General features: G+C 71.8%; 20 protein-coding genes. 9 read left to right on the top strand and 11 right to left on the bottom strand.

Features of this window, described 5'->3' with window-relative positions; translation table 11 throughout:
- The first annotated feature begins 9 nt into the window (after nt 1-9).
- The 6 genes from ACZ4Z4_RS07420 to ACZ4Z4_RS07395 all read left to right on the top strand — a co-directional run bounded on the left by ACZ4Z4_RS07420 (nt 10) and on the right by ACZ4Z4_RS07395 (nt 5649).
- Entirely contained in the window at nt 10-975 is a 966-nt protein-coding gene (locus tag ACZ4Z4_RS07420; RefSeq protein WP_468323523.1) for an LLM class F420-dependent oxidoreductase, read from the top strand.
- Between the two features lies 1 nt (nt 976).
- The gene (locus ACZ4Z4_RS07415; RefSeq protein ID WP_468323521.1) at nt 977-1390 is read left to right on the top strand and encodes a hypothetical protein; all 414 of its coding nucleotides are present in this window, start codon (nt 977-979) and stop codon (nt 1388-1390) included.
- 173 nt (nt 1391-1563) lie between these two features.
- Entirely contained in the window at nt 1564-1968 is a 405-nt protein-coding gene (locus tag ACZ4Z4_RS07410; RefSeq protein WP_468323519.1) for a hypothetical protein, read from the top strand.
- Nucleotides 1969-2051: 83 nt separating this feature from the next.
- Nucleotides 2052-2753 carry a DUF6766 family protein gene (locus tag ACZ4Z4_RS07405; RefSeq protein WP_468323517.1) on the top strand — a complete coding sequence of 234 codons (702 nt, stop codon included), beginning with the start codon at nt 2052-2054 and terminating at the stop codon, nt 2751-2753.
- Between the two features lie 59 nt (nt 2754-2812).
- On the top strand, nt 2813-4159 hold the full coding sequence (locus ACZ4Z4_RS07400) for an MFS transporter (RefSeq protein ID WP_468323515.1): 1347 nt from the start codon (nt 2813-2815) through the stop codon (nt 4157-4159).
- A gap of 311 nt (nt 4160-4470) precedes the next feature.
- Nucleotides 4471-5649, top strand: coding sequence for a hypothetical protein (locus ACZ4Z4_RS07395; protein ID WP_468323513.1), 1179 nt, complete (start codon nt 4471-4473; stop codon nt 5647-5649).
- On the opposite strand, the gene ACZ4Z4_RS07390 is transcribed toward ACZ4Z4_RS07395, so the two are convergent.
- Nucleotides 5642-7057 carry an NAD(P)/FAD-dependent oxidoreductase gene (locus ACZ4Z4_RS07390; protein WP_468323511.1) on the bottom strand — a complete coding sequence of 472 codons (1416 nt, stop codon included), beginning with the start codon at nt 7055-7057 and terminating at the stop codon, nt 5642-5644. The genes ACZ4Z4_RS07395 and ACZ4Z4_RS07390 overlap by 8 nt on opposite strands.
- A gap of 428 nt (nt 7058-7485) precedes the next feature.
- On the opposite strand from ACZ4Z4_RS07390, the gene ACZ4Z4_RS07385 reads away from it, so the two are divergent.
- Nucleotides 7486-8610, top strand: a complete 1125-nt coding sequence (locus ACZ4Z4_RS07385) for an agmatinase family protein (protein ID WP_468323508.1) — start codon at nt 7486-7488, stop codon at nt 8608-8610.
- Between the two features lie 8 nt (nt 8611-8618).
- Here the strand turns inward: ACZ4Z4_RS07385 and ACZ4Z4_RS07380 are convergent, their stop codons facing one another.
- The 6 genes from ACZ4Z4_RS07380 to ACZ4Z4_RS07355 form a co-directional block, all read right to left on the bottom strand.
- Entirely contained in the window at nt 8619-8912 is a 294-nt protein-coding gene (locus ACZ4Z4_RS07380; RefSeq protein ID WP_468323506.1) for a DUF6092 family protein, read from the bottom strand.
- Nucleotides 8905-9471 carry a nitroreductase family protein gene (locus ACZ4Z4_RS07375; protein WP_468323503.1) on the bottom strand — a complete coding sequence of 189 codons (567 nt, stop codon included), beginning with the start codon at nt 9469-9471 and terminating at the stop codon, nt 8905-8907. Before ACZ4Z4_RS07375 ends, ACZ4Z4_RS07380 begins: the two co-directional genes overlap by 8 nt.
- Nucleotides 9472-9491: 20 nt before the next feature.
- On the bottom strand, nt 9492-10568 hold the full coding sequence (locus ACZ4Z4_RS07370; RefSeq protein WP_468323501.1) for an iron-containing redox enzyme family protein: 1077 nt from the start codon (nt 10566-10568) through the stop codon (nt 9492-9494).
- Nucleotides 10565-10876 carry a CDGSH iron-sulfur domain-containing protein gene (locus ACZ4Z4_RS07365; protein ID WP_468323499.1) on the bottom strand — a complete coding sequence of 104 codons (312 nt, stop codon included), beginning with the start codon at nt 10874-10876 and terminating at the stop codon, nt 10565-10567. Before ACZ4Z4_RS07365 ends, ACZ4Z4_RS07370 begins: the two co-directional genes overlap by 4 nt.
- On the bottom strand, nt 10860-11564 hold the full coding sequence (locus tag ACZ4Z4_RS07360) for a HemK2/MTQ2 family protein methyltransferase (RefSeq protein ID WP_468323497.1): 705 nt from the start codon (nt 11562-11564) through the stop codon (nt 10860-10862). The genes ACZ4Z4_RS07365 and ACZ4Z4_RS07360 overlap by 17 nt, the downstream gene beginning before the upstream one ends.
- Before the next feature lie 272 nt (nt 11565-11836).
- Complete coding sequence (locus ACZ4Z4_RS07355) at nt 11837-12358, bottom strand: DUF6328 family protein (RefSeq protein ID WP_468323494.1); 522 nt, start codon at nt 12356-12358, stop codon at nt 11837-11839.
- 125 nt (nt 12359-12483) lie between these two features.
- Between ACZ4Z4_RS07355 and ACZ4Z4_RS07350 the strand changes: the two genes are divergently transcribed.
- On the top strand, nt 12484-12711 hold the full coding sequence (locus ACZ4Z4_RS07350) for a DUF5133 domain-containing protein (RefSeq protein WP_398298925.1): 228 nt from the start codon (nt 12484-12486) through the stop codon (nt 12709-12711).
- Nucleotides 12712-12766: 55 nt separating this feature from the next.
- On the opposite strand, the gene ACZ4Z4_RS07345 is transcribed toward ACZ4Z4_RS07350, so the two are convergent.
- The 3 genes from ACZ4Z4_RS07345 to ACZ4Z4_RS07335 form a co-directional block, all read right to left on the bottom strand.
- Nucleotides 12767-14164, bottom strand: coding sequence for an NADP-dependent succinic semialdehyde dehydrogenase (locus ACZ4Z4_RS07345; protein WP_468323493.1), 1398 nt, complete (start codon nt 14162-14164; stop codon nt 12767-12769).
- A 192-nt stretch (nt 14165-14356) separates the two neighbouring features.
- Nucleotides 14357-14773, bottom strand: a complete 417-nt coding sequence (locus ACZ4Z4_RS07340; RefSeq protein ID WP_468323489.1) for a CBS domain-containing protein — start codon at nt 14771-14773, stop codon at nt 14357-14359.
- Nucleotides 14774-14899: 126 nt separating this feature from the next.
- Nucleotides 14900-15391, bottom strand: a complete 492-nt coding sequence (locus ACZ4Z4_RS07335) for a nuclear transport factor 2 family protein (protein ID WP_468323486.1) — start codon at nt 15389-15391, stop codon at nt 14900-14902.
- A gap of 163 nt (nt 15392-15554) precedes the next feature.
- Between ACZ4Z4_RS07335 and ACZ4Z4_RS07330 the strand changes: the two genes are divergently transcribed.
- On the top strand, nt 15555-16103 hold the full coding sequence (locus tag ACZ4Z4_RS07330; RefSeq protein WP_468323484.1) for a TetR/AcrR family transcriptional regulator: 549 nt from the start codon (nt 15555-15557) through the stop codon (nt 16101-16103).
- Nucleotides 16104-16208: 105 nt separating this feature from the next.
- On the opposite strand, the gene ACZ4Z4_RS07325 is transcribed toward ACZ4Z4_RS07330, so the two are convergent.
- Entirely contained in the window at nt 16209-17099 is an 891-nt protein-coding gene (locus ACZ4Z4_RS07325) for a glycoside hydrolase family 19 protein (protein WP_468323481.1), read from the bottom strand.
- Nucleotides 17100-17282: the final 183 nt, after the last annotated feature.

Genomic DNA, 17282 nt, shown 5'->3' with positions numbered 1-17282 from the left:
CGATCCATTATGGTGCAAATCGGCTACACAATGATGACCGAGCAAGCGGGACCGCGCGCCCTCGTCGACGATCTGGTGGCGGCGGAGCGGGCCGGGTTCGACTTCTCCGTCACCTCTGACCACTACTTCCCGTGGCTCGACACGCAGGGACACTCCCCGTACGCGTGGAGCGTGCTCGGCGCGGCGGCGCAGGCGACCTCACGCATCCCGCTGATGACGTACGTGACCTGCCCGACGGTCCGCTACCACCCCGCCGTGGTGGCCCAGAAGGCCGCGACGATGCAGCTCCTGTCGGAGGGCCGCTTCCGGCTCGGGCTCGGTTCGGGCGAGAACCTCAACGAGCACGTCGTCGGTGCCGGCTGGCCCTCCCCGCGCGTCCGCATCGACATGCTCGAAGAAGCGGTCGGCATCATCCGCGCGCTCTTCACCGGCGACAACGTCAACCACCAGGGCGACCACTTCGACGTGGCGAACGCCCGCCTGTGGGACCTGCCCGACGAACTGCCGCCCATCGGCATCGCCGTCTCCGGCGGCCGGTCCTGCGCGCTGGCCGGGCGGCTCGCCGACCTCGTCATCGCGACCGAGCCCAAGGCCGACCTGCTCACGTCCTTCGACGAGCACGGCGGCCGCGGCAAGCCCCGGGTCGGCCAGCTGCCCGTCTGCTACGACACCGACAAGGACGCGGCGGTGGCCCGCGCCCACGACCAGTTCCGTTGGTCCGTCGGCGGCTGGCCGGTCAACTCCGAACTGCCCGGACCCTCCGGGTTCGCCGGCGCCACGCAGTTCGTCACTCCGCAGGACATCGCCCAGCAGATCCCCTGCGGAGACAGTGTCGACGACTTCGTCGAAGCCGTACGCCCCTTCGTCGACGCGGGCTTCACGGAGGTCGCCCTCGTACAGGTGGGCGGCGAGCACCAGCGGCCCTTCATCGAGTGGGCCGAGAAGAAGCTCCTGCCCGCGCTGCGGGAGCTGTGACGTGCAGGAGACCCGAGACTCACGTACACCGCACACCCCGTCCCCCGACCTCGTGCAAGTGGTCCTCGGCGAGTGCTCTCCCGCCGACGCGGACACCGTCTTCAACGTCCTGCGCGCCCACTTCACGTCCGACCGCGGAAGCGACGCCCCGGGCCAGACGGGGGAGGAGTGTCCCGCCGTCTGGACCGGCGCATTCCTCGCCGCCCACACTCCGGACTCCGTCCCCGGCGTCCTGCTCGCGGGCTCGGTCACCGCGGACCTGCAAGGCGGCCCGGTCGCGGTGACCCGCCTGCGCAGGACGCTCGAATCGGCCTTCGTCGTCTCCGCCACCGGGACCGTCTCCGGCGACCAGGAGGTCGAGGTGCAGCTGCGGCTGACCGGCCCCGACCGCGGGGCGCCGCCCGAGGAGGGCTGACGGGGGCGGCCGAACGGGTGCGGACCGTTCGGGTGCACGTCCGCGTGTCGGACGTACGGGTTCCGCGTGCCGGGGCGGAGTGACGGCACCGTCGGAGGGTCTGCACCCTGACGGACCACCGTTCGCGGTGCGGCAGTCACGAGCCGGCGGGACCGCGAAGGAGAGCAGAACTGGTGCGCGGAACGAGGTGGGGCGTGGCCGCGGCACTGTGGTGCTGCACCCTCGGCGGATGCGGCGACATCGGCGCACGCGAGGACGGCGCCGCACGGGCGGTCACCCGGTTCGCGGCCGGCCTGCGCGCCTCGGACGCCGCGCGCGGCTGCGCGGCGCTCGCCCCCGGCACCCGCGACGAGCTGGAGCAGTCCGCCGAGCTGCCCTGCGCGCGGGCCCTGCCCGACGCGGGGCTGCCCACGGCGGCCGAGGTGCGGCACGTCGACGTGTACGGGCGCCAGGCACGCGTCGTCACCGACCGCGACACGCTCTTCCTGTCGTCCTTCCCGGACGGCTGGAAGGTCACGGCCGCCGGCTGTACCGAGCGCCCCGAGAAGCCGTATCAGTGTCTGATCAAGGGGGGTTGACCGGTGCGGACGATGTTCACGGTGTATCTGCTGATGGTGGCCGCGGGGCTCGCCTACTGCACGGTGCTGGGGCTGATGCAGCGATGAGCCCGAGACGCGCGCAGGGCGCTCGTGGCTTCCTGCACGACAACAGCCTGACCCTCGCCTTCGGCGTGGGCTTCCTCCTCGCCCTGGCCGGGCAGGCGGTCGCCGGACACGCCGACTTCAACAACCACCTCGCCGCCGAGGACCTGGCCCCGATGAGCTTCGGCGGCTATCTCCTGAGCTCCGACTTCGCGGTGGACGTGATGGAGAACTGGCAGTCCGAATACCTTCAGTTCTTCCTCTACATCTTCGGCACGGTCTGGCTGCTCCAGCGCGGCTCGCCCGAGTCCAAGGAGCTCCACAAGGCGGGCACCGAGTCCGACGAGGACCAGAAGATCGGCGCACACGCGCGGCACGACTCGCCGCGCTGGGCCTCCGTCGGCGGCGCGCGTCAGGCCTGGTACTCCCGCTCGCTCGGCGTCCTCATGTGCGCCCTGTTCCTGCTCTCCTGGCTGGCCCAGTCCGTCGCCGGCGCGGCCGCGTACAACGAAGAACACCTGCGGGAACTCCAGGCTCCCATCGGCTGGTTCGACTACCTCGGCGCCGCCGACTTCTGGAGCAGGACCCTCCAGAACTGGCAGTCCGAACTCCTCGCCGTGGGCTCCATGGCCGTCTTCTCCGTCTACCTGCGCCAGCGCGGCTCCCCGGAGTCGAAGCCGGTCGGCTCCGCACACGGCGCGACCGGCGTCGAAGGCGGCTGACCCTGAAACGCGGGCCCGGAAGAGCCGCGGCCGAGCACCACGTCGCCGCCACGGTCACCATGGCGGTCCTGGGCGTGTTCACCGTCTACCTCCCCGTCAACGGCGTCGCGGGAGCGCTGCACGACATCGCCGCCTCCACCGGCGCCGACACCGCTCAGTTGCAGTGGGTCTCCGACGCCTACGTCCTGCCGATGGCGGTCTCCGTCCTCTCCGCCGGTGTATTCGGGGACCTCTACGGCCGCCGCCGCATCTTCTCCTCGGGGCTCGCCCTGACCGGCGCGGGAGGGCTCGTCGCGGCCCTGTCCGGCCTCCTGGGGAACGGCGCGACGATGCCGGTCCTCTGGGCCGGGCAGGCCGTATCGGGACTCGGCGCCGGGCTCCTGCTCCCCACCACCCTGGCCCTGATCGCCCACGCCGTCCCCGACCCGCACGAGCGTGGCCGCTCCATCGGGCTGTGGGCCACCGGGGTGGCCGCCGGACTCGCGCTCGGCCCCCTGCTGTCCGGCGGCATCCTCGCGGCCGGAGCCTGGGGATGGATCTTCGTTCCGGCCTCCGTCCTCTCCTTCGGCACGCTCGCGTGCGGCTACTTGTGGCTGCCGGAGTCGAAGAGCCCGGAGGGCCGCCGCCTGGACTGGCCCGGTCAGCTCACCGCCGCCGCGGCCATGGCCGGTCTCATCTTCGGCGTCATCGAAGGCGGCTCCCGCGGTTGGACCTCCGCCCAGGCGCTGGCCGGCCTCGCCGTCGGCGTCCTCGCCCTGGCCGCCTTCCTCGCCGTCGAGCGCCGCGCCACCGCCCCGCTGATGGACCTGCGCCTTTTCACCTCGCCCGGCTTCGCCACTGCCGCCTTCGCCTCCGTGATCGCCCTCTTCGCGACCGTCGGCTTCACCTTCCTGATCAGCCTCTACCTGGGCGATGTCGACGACTGCTCCGCCCTGGAGGTCGGCATCCGGCTCTTTCTGTTCGCCGGGGTCAGCGCGGTCGCCAACGTGCCGGTCGGCCTCCTGATGCGCCGCGTACCGCCCCTGGCGCTGCTCACCGCGGGCCTCGCGCTGGGCGCCGCCACCGTCTTCCTGTTCACGCAGGTCGGCCCCGGCACTAGCTTCCCCGACCTGGCCTGGCGGCTGGCCCTCCTCGGTGTCTCCGTCTCGCTGATGCTCACCTCCGTCACCGTCGTCTCCGTCAACGCCGTCCCCCGGGACCTCGCCGGCATGGCCTCCGCCACCAGCACGGCACTGCGCCAGTTCGGCGGCGCCCTCAGCCCCGCCGTGGTGGGCTCCGTGTACGCCGTCGGCGCCACCCCCACCGCCGGCTTCCACACCGCGCTGGTCGCCATCGGCGGCCTGCTGGCCATCGGCTTCCTCGGCTGTCTGGCCGTACTCGCCACCGGCCTGCGCCGCACCGCCTGAGCCGGGTTGCCCGATACCTGACGGCTCCGATAATGGAATGGTCCATTCACGCCGATTCATCCGAAAACATCCAGGTATGTGAGAGCGGCACGGAGCCGTGCGGCGTCGGACGCGGAGCACCGGGAGGATGTGTGCGGGCTCACGAAGTTCCTGCCGATGGAGAGGCGCCCCCCGCCGGGCGCCGCTCTCTCGCCGGTACCGACGAACTGCTCGTCATCAAACAGCCGGAACACCCGGAAGAGCCCTCGGTCCTGCACCGGTACGACACGCCCGCGGGACCCCGCCCCCGTCCTGTCCCCGGGAGTGAGGGCATGTGGCAGACAGCCGCCACCGACGCGCCGGACCAGGACAAGGCGGTCAGACGCGCGTTCCAGCGCGTGCGCACGCTCGGCGAGTACTTCGGCGCGGGCGAGTGCGGGACCGGCGCCGACGCGCTGATCGTGCAGAGCCGCAGGGACCAGGCGCACAAGGCGGTCTTCGCCGGAGCCGAGCTCTGCGGAAGCCGCCACCGCCTGCACATCAAGGGGGCGCGGCAGCTCTCCGGCAGCGCGGACGACGCCGACCGTGCCGAACTGGTCAGCGGTGTCTGTCTGTTCAGTCACCGGAACCTGCGCTTCATCGACGAGCACGGTCACGGCACGGAGCTGCTGCGGGCCGACGCCACCCCGTCGGCCGCTCGACTGCGGTCCATCGACACGGAGGGCGAACTGTCGCTCTACGAGTACGAGACCGTCATGCGCCAGTCACGCATGATCGGCGACGTCGCCGCCATGCTGCCCGCCTCCCTGGCCCTGACGGTCACCGTCGACGTACCGCGCGTGCAGTACTACCTCTACCTTCTCGACGCCTTCCAGAACGGCCTGGTCGCCGCCGAACTGGCTCAGCGCTACTTCCACCTGGTCGACGGCCGCTACGCGCGTGTGCTCGACCTCTTCCGGCGGCACATCCGCCGGGCGCTGGACGCCGTGGGCCGTACCGACGTCCCCGTACGCACCGCACCCGGCCTCGACCCGCTGGCCGAGTGCCTGTGGGACGCGGTGACCAGCGGGGACATACCGCGCGACGACGACCTCCTCGCCCTGATGGTCGCCGGCGGCGACCCGATGTGGAAGGAGCTGCGGGAACTCGACGTCCCGCGCGACCGCAACTGCCTCGGTTACACCAGCTATCTCGTGGAGCTGCTGCGGGCGGCCGGACTCTCCGACGACGGCAAGGGCGCCCTGAGCATCAACGTGGACAGCTTCGGCGAAGCGCTGCTGTTCGACCAGGCGCGGCAGGTGCGGCAGCGGCTCGGCGTCCCGGACGACGGCCCGCCGTCCCTCGGCATCTACGCCGCCGAGACCGTGCAGACGCTGCGCCCCGACGGCCACGCGGCCTCCCTGTACCTGACCGACCCCGGCCGGTACGCCGTGGACGAGGACGGCGCTCGCGTGGACCTCTTCCGCCTGATCTCCGCGCTGTACGCACCGCCGCCCCCCGGCGTCATCTGAGATAGGCGACGAGCAGGGACCACAGGGCTTCGGGCACCGGCGCCTGCTGCCAGGCACGCCGCACCGCCGCACCGCGCGGGTCACCGCCGTCGGCGGCCAGGCCGCGCAGGCTCTCGTGCAGCAGGTCGGCCAGTACGCCCTGCATGGCGGTCGGCGTCCCCTGCGGGGGCAGGAAGAGGTCCACCAGTTCGGGCAGCCAGCGCTCAAGGGTCTCCGGCAGGGCGCCCGGTGTGATCGAGCGGGTGGGGGAGAAGGGGTGCTCGGCAACGGTGTCGCTGGTGAGGTGATCGGCGATCATCTCGGCGAGGCGGGGAGCGAGCAGCATGCCGTTGCGGTAGGTGCCCGAAGCGATGAGAACCCGCGGGTCGGCGGTGGGGCCGACCAGCGGAAGGTGGTCGAGCGTGAAGGGCCGGTACCCGACGCGGGCGCCGACGAGCTCCCCTTCGTACAGCTTGGTGCTGAGCTCCTCGCCCGATTCCCGCAGCAGGTCGGCGAGTTCCATGACCAGCGGAAAAGGGACCGCCCCCGAGGGGGAGAGCCGGTTCGTGGCCCCCAGGTAGACCATGCCGTCGGCGCGGGGCACCAGATGCATTCCGCAGGCGAAGTCGCGCATGGGTGTGCGGATCGCGGTCGGCAGCGACATGGGCACGTTCCGCAACAGCGCGCTGACCCCCTTGCCGGCCAGTATCGGCGGCAACGCCAGCTCCAGGTCCGGACTGCCCGCCAGCAGGTCGGTCAGGCCGACGCCCGTGGCGAGGACGACGCGCGGCGCACTGATCCGGGGCGCCCCGGCACAGGCGACGGCCACTTCCCCACCGGCCGACGGATGCAGGCCGGTGGCCTCCGACTCGGTCCACGTCACGGCCGTGTGGGCGAGGAGTGCTTCGGTGAGGGCACTCATCAGTTCACCCGAGTCGATGGTCGCCTCACCGGGCAGCCACAGCGCGCCATGGGCGGCGCACGACCGGGCCGGGGAGAGGCCGGGCACGTCACCGGGGTCGTGGCGCTCGGCCCGGTGGCCGTGGGTGAGAGCCGCGTCGGCGATGGCGTCGAGCTCCCTCGCGTCCCCGCGTCCGCCGGTGGTGGCCACCACCCACAGCCCCGGCGTGAGGATGAGGGGCCGGCCGCTCGCCTGCCGCAGCGGCGGCAGCCAGGAGTCGTACAGGTCCCTCGCGGCGACACGTTCGCCGACCTCCAGGGCGACACGCTCCGGACTGTCGGAGGCCGCCACCTCGCTGAACGGGGCGAGCATCGCGCCCGCCGCCCGGGACGCCTGCCCCCGGTGCTCGCCCGAGCGCGGGCCGACCAGCCGCACCCGCAGCCCTCGGCGGGCCGCCTCCCAGGCCGTGGCCAGGCCGATGACGCCGGTGCCGACGACCGCGACGTCCGCATCCGCCGCCTCAGCCACCGCACACCGCCACGGTCCCGTCACACGGCCGTGGACCCGGTCCCGCGCTGCTGCCTTCCTCGCGCGGCCGCGCTGTGTCCGGCATGTCACTGCGTAGCATCAGCTGGCTGTCCTTTCGGGCGGTACGCGCGGGGAACAGAGCGGGCGGCGGCCCGGTCACCGGCCGAAGCCGCGCGCAGGGAACGCACACGCTCCGCCACCACCATCCGCACGGGCCCGGCCGCACGCACGCCCGGTTGCGCCGTCCGAGGCCCGCACGCCGGTGTCCGGCGAGCCGTCGGAAATGGTCCGCACGGCTGACTGTCACCGTCCGTGGTGGCGGGGTGCCGACCGCGGCCGCGCTCCCTCGGGTTGTGTGACCACGGCGGAAGCCACCCCGGATGCCACCGGTGCGGCCGCCGCCCAGGCGCGACAGAAGGAGCCCTCCTGTGGAAGACGTACCGGCGGACGTCTGGCGACAGCGGATCGACCGCACGGGCGAGCCGGGACGCGAGCCCGGCCCGATCAACCTCCAGCGGTACGAGTTCGCACCCCCCTACGCCGGTATCGCCACGCTCTTCGGGCTGCCGCTCTGCCTCAACCAGGACGACCTGCGCGCGGGCAACGTCGACGTGGCGGTGGTCGGAGCACCGGTGGACATGTCCACCGGGCACCGGGGCGCGGCGTTCGGCCCGCGCGCCATCCGAGCCGACGAGCGGTGCCTCCCGAACACCCCGCGACTGCTCATCAACCCCAGTACACGCGTCAAGCCCTTCGAGGAGCTGACGGTCGTCGACTACGGCGACGCGGCGGTGGACCTGTTCAGCATCGACAACTCCATGGAACCGATCCGCGCCCTGGTCCGCGAGATCGCCGAGACAGGGGCCGTCCCGATCGTGCTCGGCGGCGACCACTCGATCCTGTGGCCCGACGCCGCCGCCATGGCCGACGTGTACGGGGCGGGCAAGGTCGGAGTCATCCACTTCGACGCACACCCGGACTGCGCCCCCCACCTGGCGGGCCATCTCGCCTCGCACGCCACACCGATCCGCCGGCTGATCGAGGACGAACACATCCCTGGGCGCAACTTCGTCCAGATCGGCCTGCGCAGCGCGATCGCACCCGACGACGACCTGCTCGACTGGATGCGCGACAACCAACTGCGCGCACACTTCATGGCCGAGATCGACCGGCGAGGGTTCGACGTGGTCCTTCAGCAGGCTCTCGAAGAAGCGCTCGACGGCCCCGAACACCTCTTCGTGTCCCTGGACATCGACGTCCTCGACCCGGCCTTCGCGCCCGGCACCGGCACCCCCGAGCCACCCGGCCTGACCAACCGGGAGCTGCTGCCCGCCATCCGCCGCATCTGCCACGAGCTGCCGGTCGTCGGCATGGACATCGTCGAGGTGGCGCCCCACCTGGATCCCGGCTGCACCACCACGACGAACGCCCGCCGGGCCATCTTCGAGGCGCTGTCCGGCATCGCCATGCGCCGCAAGGGCCTGCCCGGGCCCGACTATGTGGACCCGCGGGTCTCCGGACCGCCGCCCGGCCGACAGGGCCAGGACGGGTGAGCGTGGCCTCAGTCGCCCGCCTCGGCCCGGGCGGGCTGTGACACGGCCACGGCCACCTGCTCGCACAGGTTCTCCAGCAGATCGGCCGTGTGTTCGTGGTTCTGTGGACCGGTGAGTACGTCGTCGATCCTGGTGCGGACGGCGACCAGCCGTGGTTCGCTCGACTCCGTCTGTTCGAGGAGCTCCAGTACCCGGCCGGCCGCACCCAGACAGCGCATCGGCCCGTAGTCCTTCGGCTCCTCCAGCAACCCGCGAGCGCTGCTCAGCAGGTTCGCGGCGAGCAGGACGAGATCCTCACGCACCGACGGCGGGAGTGTGCTGTCCGAAGACTTCATAGCTGATCACTTCGCTCCGGGGTCGACGCTTGGACATCTGACGTTCGCCTGCCGGGTAGCCCATGGGCACCATGAACACCGGCTCGATGTCGGCGGGGATCCCCAGCAGAACCCGCAGCACACCGGACCGGAAACTGGTGACGGGACAGGCCCCCAGGCCGTACGCGTGGGCCGTCAGCAGCAGGGTGTTGACGGCCATGGTCACGCACAGCTGCGGCGCGCCGTCGTGCGAGGCCAGATCGAGCCGGCGGCCGTCCACGCAGGCGACCACCACGACGCGGGGCTTGCCGACAAGGCCGGGAGAGAACGCTCTCAGCCGCCGCAGGGCCGTCGCGTCGCGCACCACGACGAAGGACCACGCCTGCGCGTTGCTCCCGGTCGGAGCCGACAGCATGGCGTCCAGCAGGTCCTCAAGGACACGGTCCTCGACGGGATCACTGCTGTAGCGGCGCACGGCACTGCGGGTGCGCACGATCCGCGCGAAGGACTCCGGCGACAGGGCATCGCCATCTCGACCATCAGTCACGTCTCACATATAGCTTCGCATCAGTCCTGCGGCCACCGGGGAGACCCGTCGGGGGAGTCGGACAGGGGAACGCGCAGCGCGCTGCGACCGTGCCGCCACGCGTCGAGGAGGCGTGCGCCGAGGCGGTCCTCCAGGAAACCGGTGGCGCGGACCCCGAAGGCGACGTCGGCTTCGAGTGCGGGCTCCGCGGCCAGGAGTCCGCCGACGACGTCGCGGCGCACCACCTGCTCGTGCACGGCGTCCGCCTCCACGTGTTCGTCGTAGAACCGCTGCGCGGCCGGTCCCGCGCCCGCCCGGCGCAGCGCCGCCGCGAGCCGTCGCGAGCCGGGCGACGACGTCACCTCGACCCAGGCGAAGTGCCCGACCAGCGCCCCGCGATGGGCGCGGTGCAGGCCGAACAGGGACATGAGGTTGACGGTCGCGAGGACGTCGGCGGGGGCGGCGTCCACGTAGTGGCCGTAGGACGTCTCCAGGCCGAGGTCGGCCATGAGCTCGGCGAAGAGCCTGGCGTGGATGTCGTCGGCGCGGCCCGCGCCGAACTCGTCGAACTCGATGGCCACCATCGCCGCCTTGGCCCGGCCGTGCAGCCGGGGGATGACCCAGGCGTGCGGGTCGGCTTCCTTCAGGTGGTACAGGGAGCGCAGCGCCGCGTACTCCTTGAGCTGCCAGAGCTCGCCGTCGCGCTGGAGGTGGTGGCTGACGCTCGACTCGTCGTGCCCGACCGGTTCGACGAGGAGCTCGGACAGGGCCTCTTCCGCGTCGTCGCACGGGGGCACGTCGGCGCGCAGGGCGTCCAGGAAGCGGCGCTCCATCGCGCGCCGCAGGGTCAGCAGGGCGGGGTCCCACTCCCACTCGTCGGTGACCTCCGCGAATCCCTGGTAGTGGAGTTCGTAGAGGACGTAGAGGGCGAGCTGGAGATCGTCTCCGTACGGGTCCGCGCGCTCGGCGTCCCGTGGGGAGGGGACCGGGCCGCCGTTCCGCAGGGCGGCGAGCACGCCGCGGGACAGCTCGCCGCGGGGGGACGGCAGTCCGGGGCTGCGGTACCGCGATTCGGCGTGGGGCGGGGCGGTGGGGCGCAGTTCGGCGGGGGCGGTCATGACGAGGTCTCCGGCTCCTCGGTGTGCGGGGCTTGGGTGTGCGGCGTTTTGGTCTGGGTCCGCGTCGCTTCGGTGGCGGGTGCGGACGGTTTGCCCGCGTCGTCCGCGTGCTGCTTCACCCGGCGGCGGTGGCTCGTGTCGCACCACGGGTACGTACGGCTGCGGCGGCAGGTGCAGATCGCGACCGCGAACCGCCGGGAGACGGAGACGGTCCCGTCGTCACCCACCACCTCGACGGGCCCCTCCACCAGGAGCGGCCCGTCGCGGTCGACCGTGACGCGGCGAGGTCGGTCAGCGGCGTTCGGCACGGATCACCACCAACTCCTCGCTGGTCTCGTCCTCGCGCAGCAGGTTGCGTCGGCGCAGCCACGACTCGCGGGAGCGCATCACGGGCCCGAAGGGAATGAACTCCCGTTCCACGACTGCGGGTTCCATGCCCCGGGCGGCGAGCCGCTCCAGCGAGGCGTCCACGCCGCACAGCGCGGAGTGCACCATCAGCAGGACGCCACCGACCCGCAGGGCGTCGGGAGCGGCGTCGCAGACGCGGTCCACGACGGCGCGGCCGGCGGGACCGCCGTCCCACGCGCGCGCAGGGCCGCGCCGGGGGAGCAGCGGTGAAGGGGAGGGGACGTAGGGCGGGTTGCTGACCACGACGTCGTACGGCCCCGCGGGCACCCCGGCCGCCATGTCGCCGCGGCGCACGGTGACCGACTGCCTGGCCAGCCGCGCGTTGAGCCAGGTGGACAGCACCGCACGCCGGGAGATGTCGAGGGCCGTCACCCGCGCGCCCATCCGGGCCGCCGTCACGGCGAGCGCCCCGGAGCCGGTTCCCAGGTCCAGTACGGAAGTGCCGTCGTCGATGCGCTCGCGGTACAGGACGCGGGCCAGCAGCTCCGTGTCGTGCTGCGGTGCGTAGACGCCGGGCAGAGCGACCAGACGCCCCGGACGTGCCGGGCGCGCCGGAGTCGGCATGGGCGACCGCGTGTGCGTGGTCATGTGGCATCTCCCGTCTGTGGGAACTGCACTAGAGGCTCCTCCTCCCACACTCCGCCCGTTCGTCACCTGCCACCACCCGAGAAGTGACGCGTAGTGATTTCCGGTGACTTATTGCGAACAGTGTGGATTTGCTGCCTGCTTGGTCCTGACACTGGGTGCCCCCGGCGCGGTGATCCACACCTGATCCACCTGATCCCCCTCCCGGGGGCGCGACCTCTGCTGCGGGTGCTTCGTGGCTGGTCGCGCAGTTCCCCGCGCCCCTTGCGCGGGCCTCAGTCCGCCGTCGTGTACCGGTGTCGCGCCCACGCGGGCAGCACGAACCAGCAGAGCAGGTACCACGTGACGACGCCGGTCACGAGCCAGGGCACCACGGAGTCGTCGGTGGCGACCCGCAGGATGAGGAGGAGCGCCGTGGTGAGTGTGGCGAGGAGGAGGATCAGGCCGACGACGGTCAGCCGGGAGGCCCACACCACCGCCTGCGGTTTGATCTTCCGGCCCGAGACGACGCGGTGGAACGAGACCGGCCCGATGAGGGCGCCCGTCGTCGCCGAGCCGAGCAGCACCGTCACGATGTAGATCGTCCGGTCGGTGTCGCCCAACTCCGAGAACCGCGGGGTGAAGACGACCGTCAACAGGAAGCCGAAGAGGATCTGCACACCGGTCTGCGCCACCCGCACTTCCTGGATGAGCTCGGTCCAGCGGCGGTCGGCGCGCTCGCTCTCGGTCTCGCGGCGGCCGCCGTCCCGGGTCTCCGGTACGGGCCGCCCCGCGGGCTGGCTGTTCGACGCGTCCACATCATCGAGTCTGACCACCAACCGGCGGATCGACAAACGGAAGCGTTCATGCTGATTCGAGTCGACACGCGGGGGCAGGCGGGTCGTTGAGCAACCGTTGAACCCGATCCCGAGGGAGGCACCCCGTGCTGCTGGCGCACCCCGTCGTACTGGAAGACCTGTTGGAGCGCTACAAGGCCCTGGCCGTGCTCCGTGCCGACCAGGGAAGTGCCGAGAGCCGGCAGGCGTACGAGGACATCGCGTACAGCCTGTGCCTGGCCACCGGAACCAGCGACATCGACGCCGCGGTCGTCGCGGCGGGCCACCGGCTGCCGGGCGCCAGGACCCTGGACGACTCCGTGCTGTCGGCGTGAGAGGTGTGAGGGGCGTTGTCCCGGGGTGCCCGCGGGCGCCCCGGGACTCCTCTGCTCACTCCGCGGCGCCGTACCAGACGGTCGTGGCGTTGCAGAACTCACGGATGCCGTGGCCCGACAGCTCCCGTCCGTAGCCGGAGCGCTTGACGCCGCCGAAGGGCAGGCCCGGGTGGGAGGCGGTCATGCCGTTGAAGAAGACGCCGCCCGCCTGGAGATCGCGTACGCACCGCTCGATGTCGGCGTCGTCGCGGGTCCACACGTTCGAACTCAGGCCGAAGGGCGTGTCATTGGCCAGCTCCACCGCCTCGTCCAGGTCCGCGACGCGGTACAGCGTGGCCACAGGACCGAAGGTCTCCTCCCGGTGGATCCGCATCTCCGGAGTGACGTCCGCAAGGACGGTCGGGGAGTAGTACCAGCCCCGCTCCTGTTCCTTGGGCCGCTCGCCGCCGCACAGGGCGGTGGCGCCCCGGCTCAGCGCGTCCTCGACGAGCTCCTCCAGATCCGCGCGGCCCCGCTCGCTCGACAGCGGACCCACGTCGGTGTTCTCGTCCATCGGGTCGCCCACGGTCAACTCCCGCATACCGGCGACGAACCGGTCGCGGAAGGCGTCGTAGACGTCGGCGTGCACGATGAAGCGCTTGGCGGCGATGCAGGACTGGCCGTTGTTCTGGACCCGGGCCGTCACCGCGGTCGCGGCCGCCTGTTCGACGTCGGCGCTCGGCAGCACCAGATACGGGTCGCTGCCGCCCAGTTCCAGCACCGTCTTCTTGATCTCGTCGCCCGCGACGGACGCCACCGAGCGTCCCGCGGGCTCGCTGCCGGTGAGCGTCGCCGCGGCCACCCGCCGGTCGCGCAGGATCTCCTCGACCTCGCCCGAGCCGATCAGCAGCGTCTGGAAGCAGCCTTCCGGATAGCCGGCGCGACGGAAGAGGTCCTGGAGGTAGAGGGCGGTCCTCGGCACGTTCGAGGCGTGCTTGAGCAGGGCGACGTTGCCCGCCATGAGGGCGGGCGCGGCGAAGCGGATGACCTGCCAGAGCGGGAAGTTCCACGGCATCACGGCCAGGACGACGCCGAGCGGACGGTAGTGGACGACCGCCCGGGACGCGCCGGAGTCGGCCACGTCGTCCTGCGCGGGCCGCTCGTCCGCGAGCAGCCCCTCGGCGCGCTCCGCGTACCAGCGCATGGCCTTGACGCACTTCGCGGCCTCCGCCCGTGCCGCCTTCACCGGCTTGCCCATCTCGGTGGTCATGGTGCGGGCGACGTCCGCGGCGTCCTCCTCCAGCAGGTCGGCGGCGCGGTTGAGCAGCCGGGCGCGCTCGGCGAAGCCGGTGGTGCGGTGGTGGGCGTACGCGGATTCCGCCGCCGCGAGGCGTTGCTGGATCTCGTCGGCGGACAGCGGCTCGAAGGTTTCGAGGGTCTCACCGGTGGCCGGGTCGACCGTGGCGATGGGCATGCGGTTCCTCCTCGGGGTGCCCGGGGCCCGGCGGGGCCGGGGCGGTGTGGCTCCGAGCGACGCGGCCCCGGAATGTCCACCGTAGGGCGGCCCGCGGACGGCGGCATGCCGGGGAGGGCCGCCCGGTGCCGTGGGGCGGCTGCCCGCCCCACGGCGAGGTGTTCGATCGGTACGGCGGGGTGACCGGTGCGGTCAGTCCGTGGAGAGGGCCTCCAGGAGCTGGCCCGCCTTGGGGTCGGTCAGGGCGCGGGCGGCGTCGGCGAGCGCGACCATGCCCACCAGGGAGCGGCCGTCGATCACGGGGAGCCGGCGCACCTTGTGCGAGGTCATCGTCGCGAAGACCTCGTCGACGCTGTCGTCCGCGCCGATGGTGACGGCCTCGGCCTGCGCGAGCTCCTGCACGAGGACCTTCGAGGGGTCCTTGCCCTTGCCCAGGACCTTGACCACGATGTCCCGGTCGGTGATGACGCCCTTGAGGCGGTTGTCGGTCCCGCAGATGGGGAGGGCACCGACGCCCAGCTCGGTGATCTTGGTGGCTGCCTGGAGCACGGTCTCCTCGGCTCCGGCGCACTCCGCGCCCGGCGTCATGATCTCGCGTGCGGTGGTCATGTGGATCTCCTTGCCGGTCGGCGTACTGTTCGGCCTCGTCGTCCATGCGGTGGACCGGGCCGTTGTCGCCGACCGGGTGCCCAGTGTTCGAGGGGGTAACACCTGGCCGGTAGCGCTTTCGGCCGTTCAGAGGCCGAGGTCGGTGAGGCCGGGGTGGCCGTCGGGGCGGCGGCCGAGCGGCCAGTGGTAGAGGCGGTCGGATTCCTGGATGGGCAGGTCGTTGATACAGGCGTGGCGGGTGTGCATCAGGCCGCCGTCGTCGAACTCCCAGTTCTCGTTGCCGTACGAGCGGACCCAGTGGCCGGAGTCGTCCCGCCATTCGTAGGCGAAGCGCACCGCGATGCGGTGGCCGTCGTGCGCCCACAGCTCCTTGATGAGCCGGTAGTCGAGCTCGCGGGCCCACTTGCGGGACAGGAAGCCGACGATGGCCTCGCGTCCCGTGACGAACTCCGCGCGGTTGCGCCAGCGCGAGTCCTCGCTGTAGGCGAGGGCCACCTTCTCGGGGTCGCGGCTGTTCCAGCCGTCCTCGGCGAGGCGCACCTTCTCGATGGCGGTCTCCCGGGTGAAGGGCGGGACGGGGGGTCGCACGGTGCCGGTGGCGGTCTTGGGCGTGGGCATGGGGCTGCTCCCTGCGGATACGTGGGAGAACGGTCGTTCTCCATCGCGGGTGGCCACGATAGGAGAACGCTCGTTCTCGCGCAACGACCCAAGGTGCCCGGGTGCGTGTAGGAGTGCGTAGTACGGTGTGAGAACGTTCGTTCTCGACCGGCCGGGAGTCGTCATGGATCACGCGGAAGCGGAAGTCGCAGTCCTCGACGCCGCCGACCGGCTCTTCTACGAGCGGGGCGTCCAGGCGGTCGGGATGGACCAGGTCCGCACCGCGTCGGGTGTCTCGCTCAAGCGGCTCTACCGGATCTTCCCCTCGAAGTCGGAGCTGGTCCGGGCCTGCCTGGACCGCCGCGATCGCCGCTGGCGGGCTCGCCTCGCCGCCCATGTGGAGGGCCTGCCCGAGGGCCCGGGGCGCGTCCTCGCGGTCTATGACTGGCTGTACGACTGGTTCACCGAGCCGGACTTCCGGGGCTGCGCCTTCGTCAACGCGTACGGGGAGCTCGGGGCCGTCGACCCCGAGGTGGCCGGGATCGTGCGGGCGCACAAGGAGGCGTTCGCGGAGTACGTCGCCGGGCTGGTGGCGGACGCCGGAGGGCCGGAGTCGGCCGTCGGCCCCCTGGTCCTGCTCGCGGAAGGAGCCGTGACGGCCGCCGCGATCTCCGGCTCGCCCGAACCGGCGCGCCAGGCCCGGGCCGGCGCGGCCCGGTTGCTGGCGGCATAGCGACGGGCGGGTCCCTGTGGCAGGGACCCGCCCGGGCCGTGCCGGCGACTCAGGGTCGGCGGTCGGGGGTCAGCGGCTGGTCGAGGGCCGGCGGCTCGTCGAGGGTCAGCAGCTCAGGTTCGAGCCCGGGGTGGTGCCCAGGATCTGCGTGAAGGCCTTGTAGCGGTCGATGCGGCTCTGGACCTGGGCGGGGTTGCCGCCGTTGCACTCCAGGGTGCCGTTGATGGCGCGGATGGTCTCGCCGAATCCGGCGCCGTTGACCATGGCGTTGTGCGGGGTCATGGTGCCGGGGCCGCTCTGGGTGTTCCAGTACCAGAGGCCCGTCTGCCAGGCGATGGCCGGGTTCTGCTCGACCAGGTAGGGGTTGTTGAGCAGGTCGATGCCGAGCGCGTCGCCCGCCGCCTTGTAGTTGAAGTTCCAGCTCAGCTGGATCGGGCCGCGGCCGTAGTAGGCGGCCTGTCCCGCGGGGCAGCCGTAGGGCTGGGTCTTGTCGCAGTAGTGCGGGTAGTTGTTCTGGTTCTGCTCGACCACGTACTTCAGGCCGCCCGTCTCGTGGCTGACGTTGGCGAGGAACGCCGCCGCCTCCTGGCGCTTGACGGTGTCGCTGCCGGTCTTCGCGAAGGCGGGGTAGGACTTGAGGGCGTCGGTCAGGCCCTTGTACGTGTAGAACGAGTTCCGGCTCGGGAACATCTGGTTGAACTGGGCCTCGCTGACGACGAAGCCGGACGGGTCGGGGTTGCCCGGGTCCGTCCCGCCGCCGCAGGTGCCCTGGTCGGCCCAGACGTCGGAGCGGCCCGGGGTCTCGTTCTGGGTCCACCACTTGGCGGTCCAGTTGTGTCCGTTGTACGAGGCGGACTTGCCGCCCGTGTAGACGGACGAGGAGCTCCATGGTGCGGCGCACTCGGCGGCGGACGCCGTGGTGGCGGCCGGGCCGAGGACGATCAGCGCGCCGAGGGCGCCGAGCGCGGCCGCGAAGCTGGTGAAGCGTCGGAACATGCCAACTCTCCTTACGGTGGCGCGGTTTGCTGGGGGCCGCGCCTCCAGGGGGTCTCGCGAACTCAAGCGAAAATGGTCTGAACCTGTCAAGGTCTAGACCAGACCTGGAAGGTAAAGGCTCGTTTGACAGCTCGAAACATGGGATGTTCCCATGTCCGAGATGTCACCCCCCGTGAGGGCTTG

It is taken from the genome of Streptomyces sp. NPDC030245 (assembly GCF_055572995.1).
The sequence above is the reverse complement of the archived record's forward strand: the minus strand, read 5'-3'. Positions and strand labels throughout refer to the sequence as shown.

What these genes read in the sequence shown, in the direction of transcription:
- ACZ4Z4_RS07345 (WP_468323493.1), bottom strand. Translation starts at nt 14,164, where the DNA reads ATGCCCATCGCCACGGTCGACCCGGCCACCGGTGAGACCCTCGAAACC.
- ACZ4Z4_RS07405 (WP_468323517.1), top strand. Translation starts at nt 2,052, where the DNA reads ATGAGCCCGAGACGCGCGCAGGGCGCTCGTGGCTTCCTGCACGACAAC.
- ACZ4Z4_RS07325 (WP_468323481.1), bottom strand. Translation starts at nt 17,099, where the DNA reads ATGTTCCGACGCTTCACCAGCTTCGCGGCCGCGCTCGGCGCCCTCGGC.
- ACZ4Z4_RS07360 (WP_468323497.1), bottom strand. Translation starts at nt 11,564, where the DNA reads ATGACCACGCACACGCGGTCGCCCATGCCGACTCCGGCGCGCCCGGCA.
- ACZ4Z4_RS07340 (WP_468323489.1), bottom strand. Translation starts at nt 14,773, where the DNA reads ATGACCACCGCACGCGAGATCATGACGCCGGGCGCGGAGTGCGCCGGA.
- ACZ4Z4_RS07395 (WP_468323513.1), top strand. Translation starts at nt 4,471, where the DNA reads ATGTGGCAGACAGCCGCCACCGACGCGCCGGACCAGGACAAGGCGGTC.
- ACZ4Z4_RS07420 (WP_468323523.1), top strand. Translation starts at nt 10, where the DNA reads ATGGTGCAAATCGGCTACACAATGATGACCGAGCAAGCGGGACCGCGC.
- ACZ4Z4_RS07400 (WP_468323515.1), top strand. Translation starts at nt 2,813, where the DNA reads ATGGCGGTCCTGGGCGTGTTCACCGTCTACCTCCCCGTCAACGGCGTC.
- ACZ4Z4_RS07330 (WP_468323484.1), top strand. Translation starts at nt 15,555, where the DNA reads ATGGATCACGCGGAAGCGGAAGTCGCAGTCCTCGACGCCGCCGACCGG.
- ACZ4Z4_RS07335 (WP_468323486.1), bottom strand. Translation starts at nt 15,391, where the DNA reads ATGCCCACGCCCAAGACCGCCACCGGCACCGTGCGACCCCCCGTCCCG.
- ACZ4Z4_RS07370 (WP_468323501.1), bottom strand. Translation starts at nt 10,568, where the DNA reads ATGACCGCCCCCGCCGAACTGCGCCCCACCGCCCCGCCCCACGCCGAA.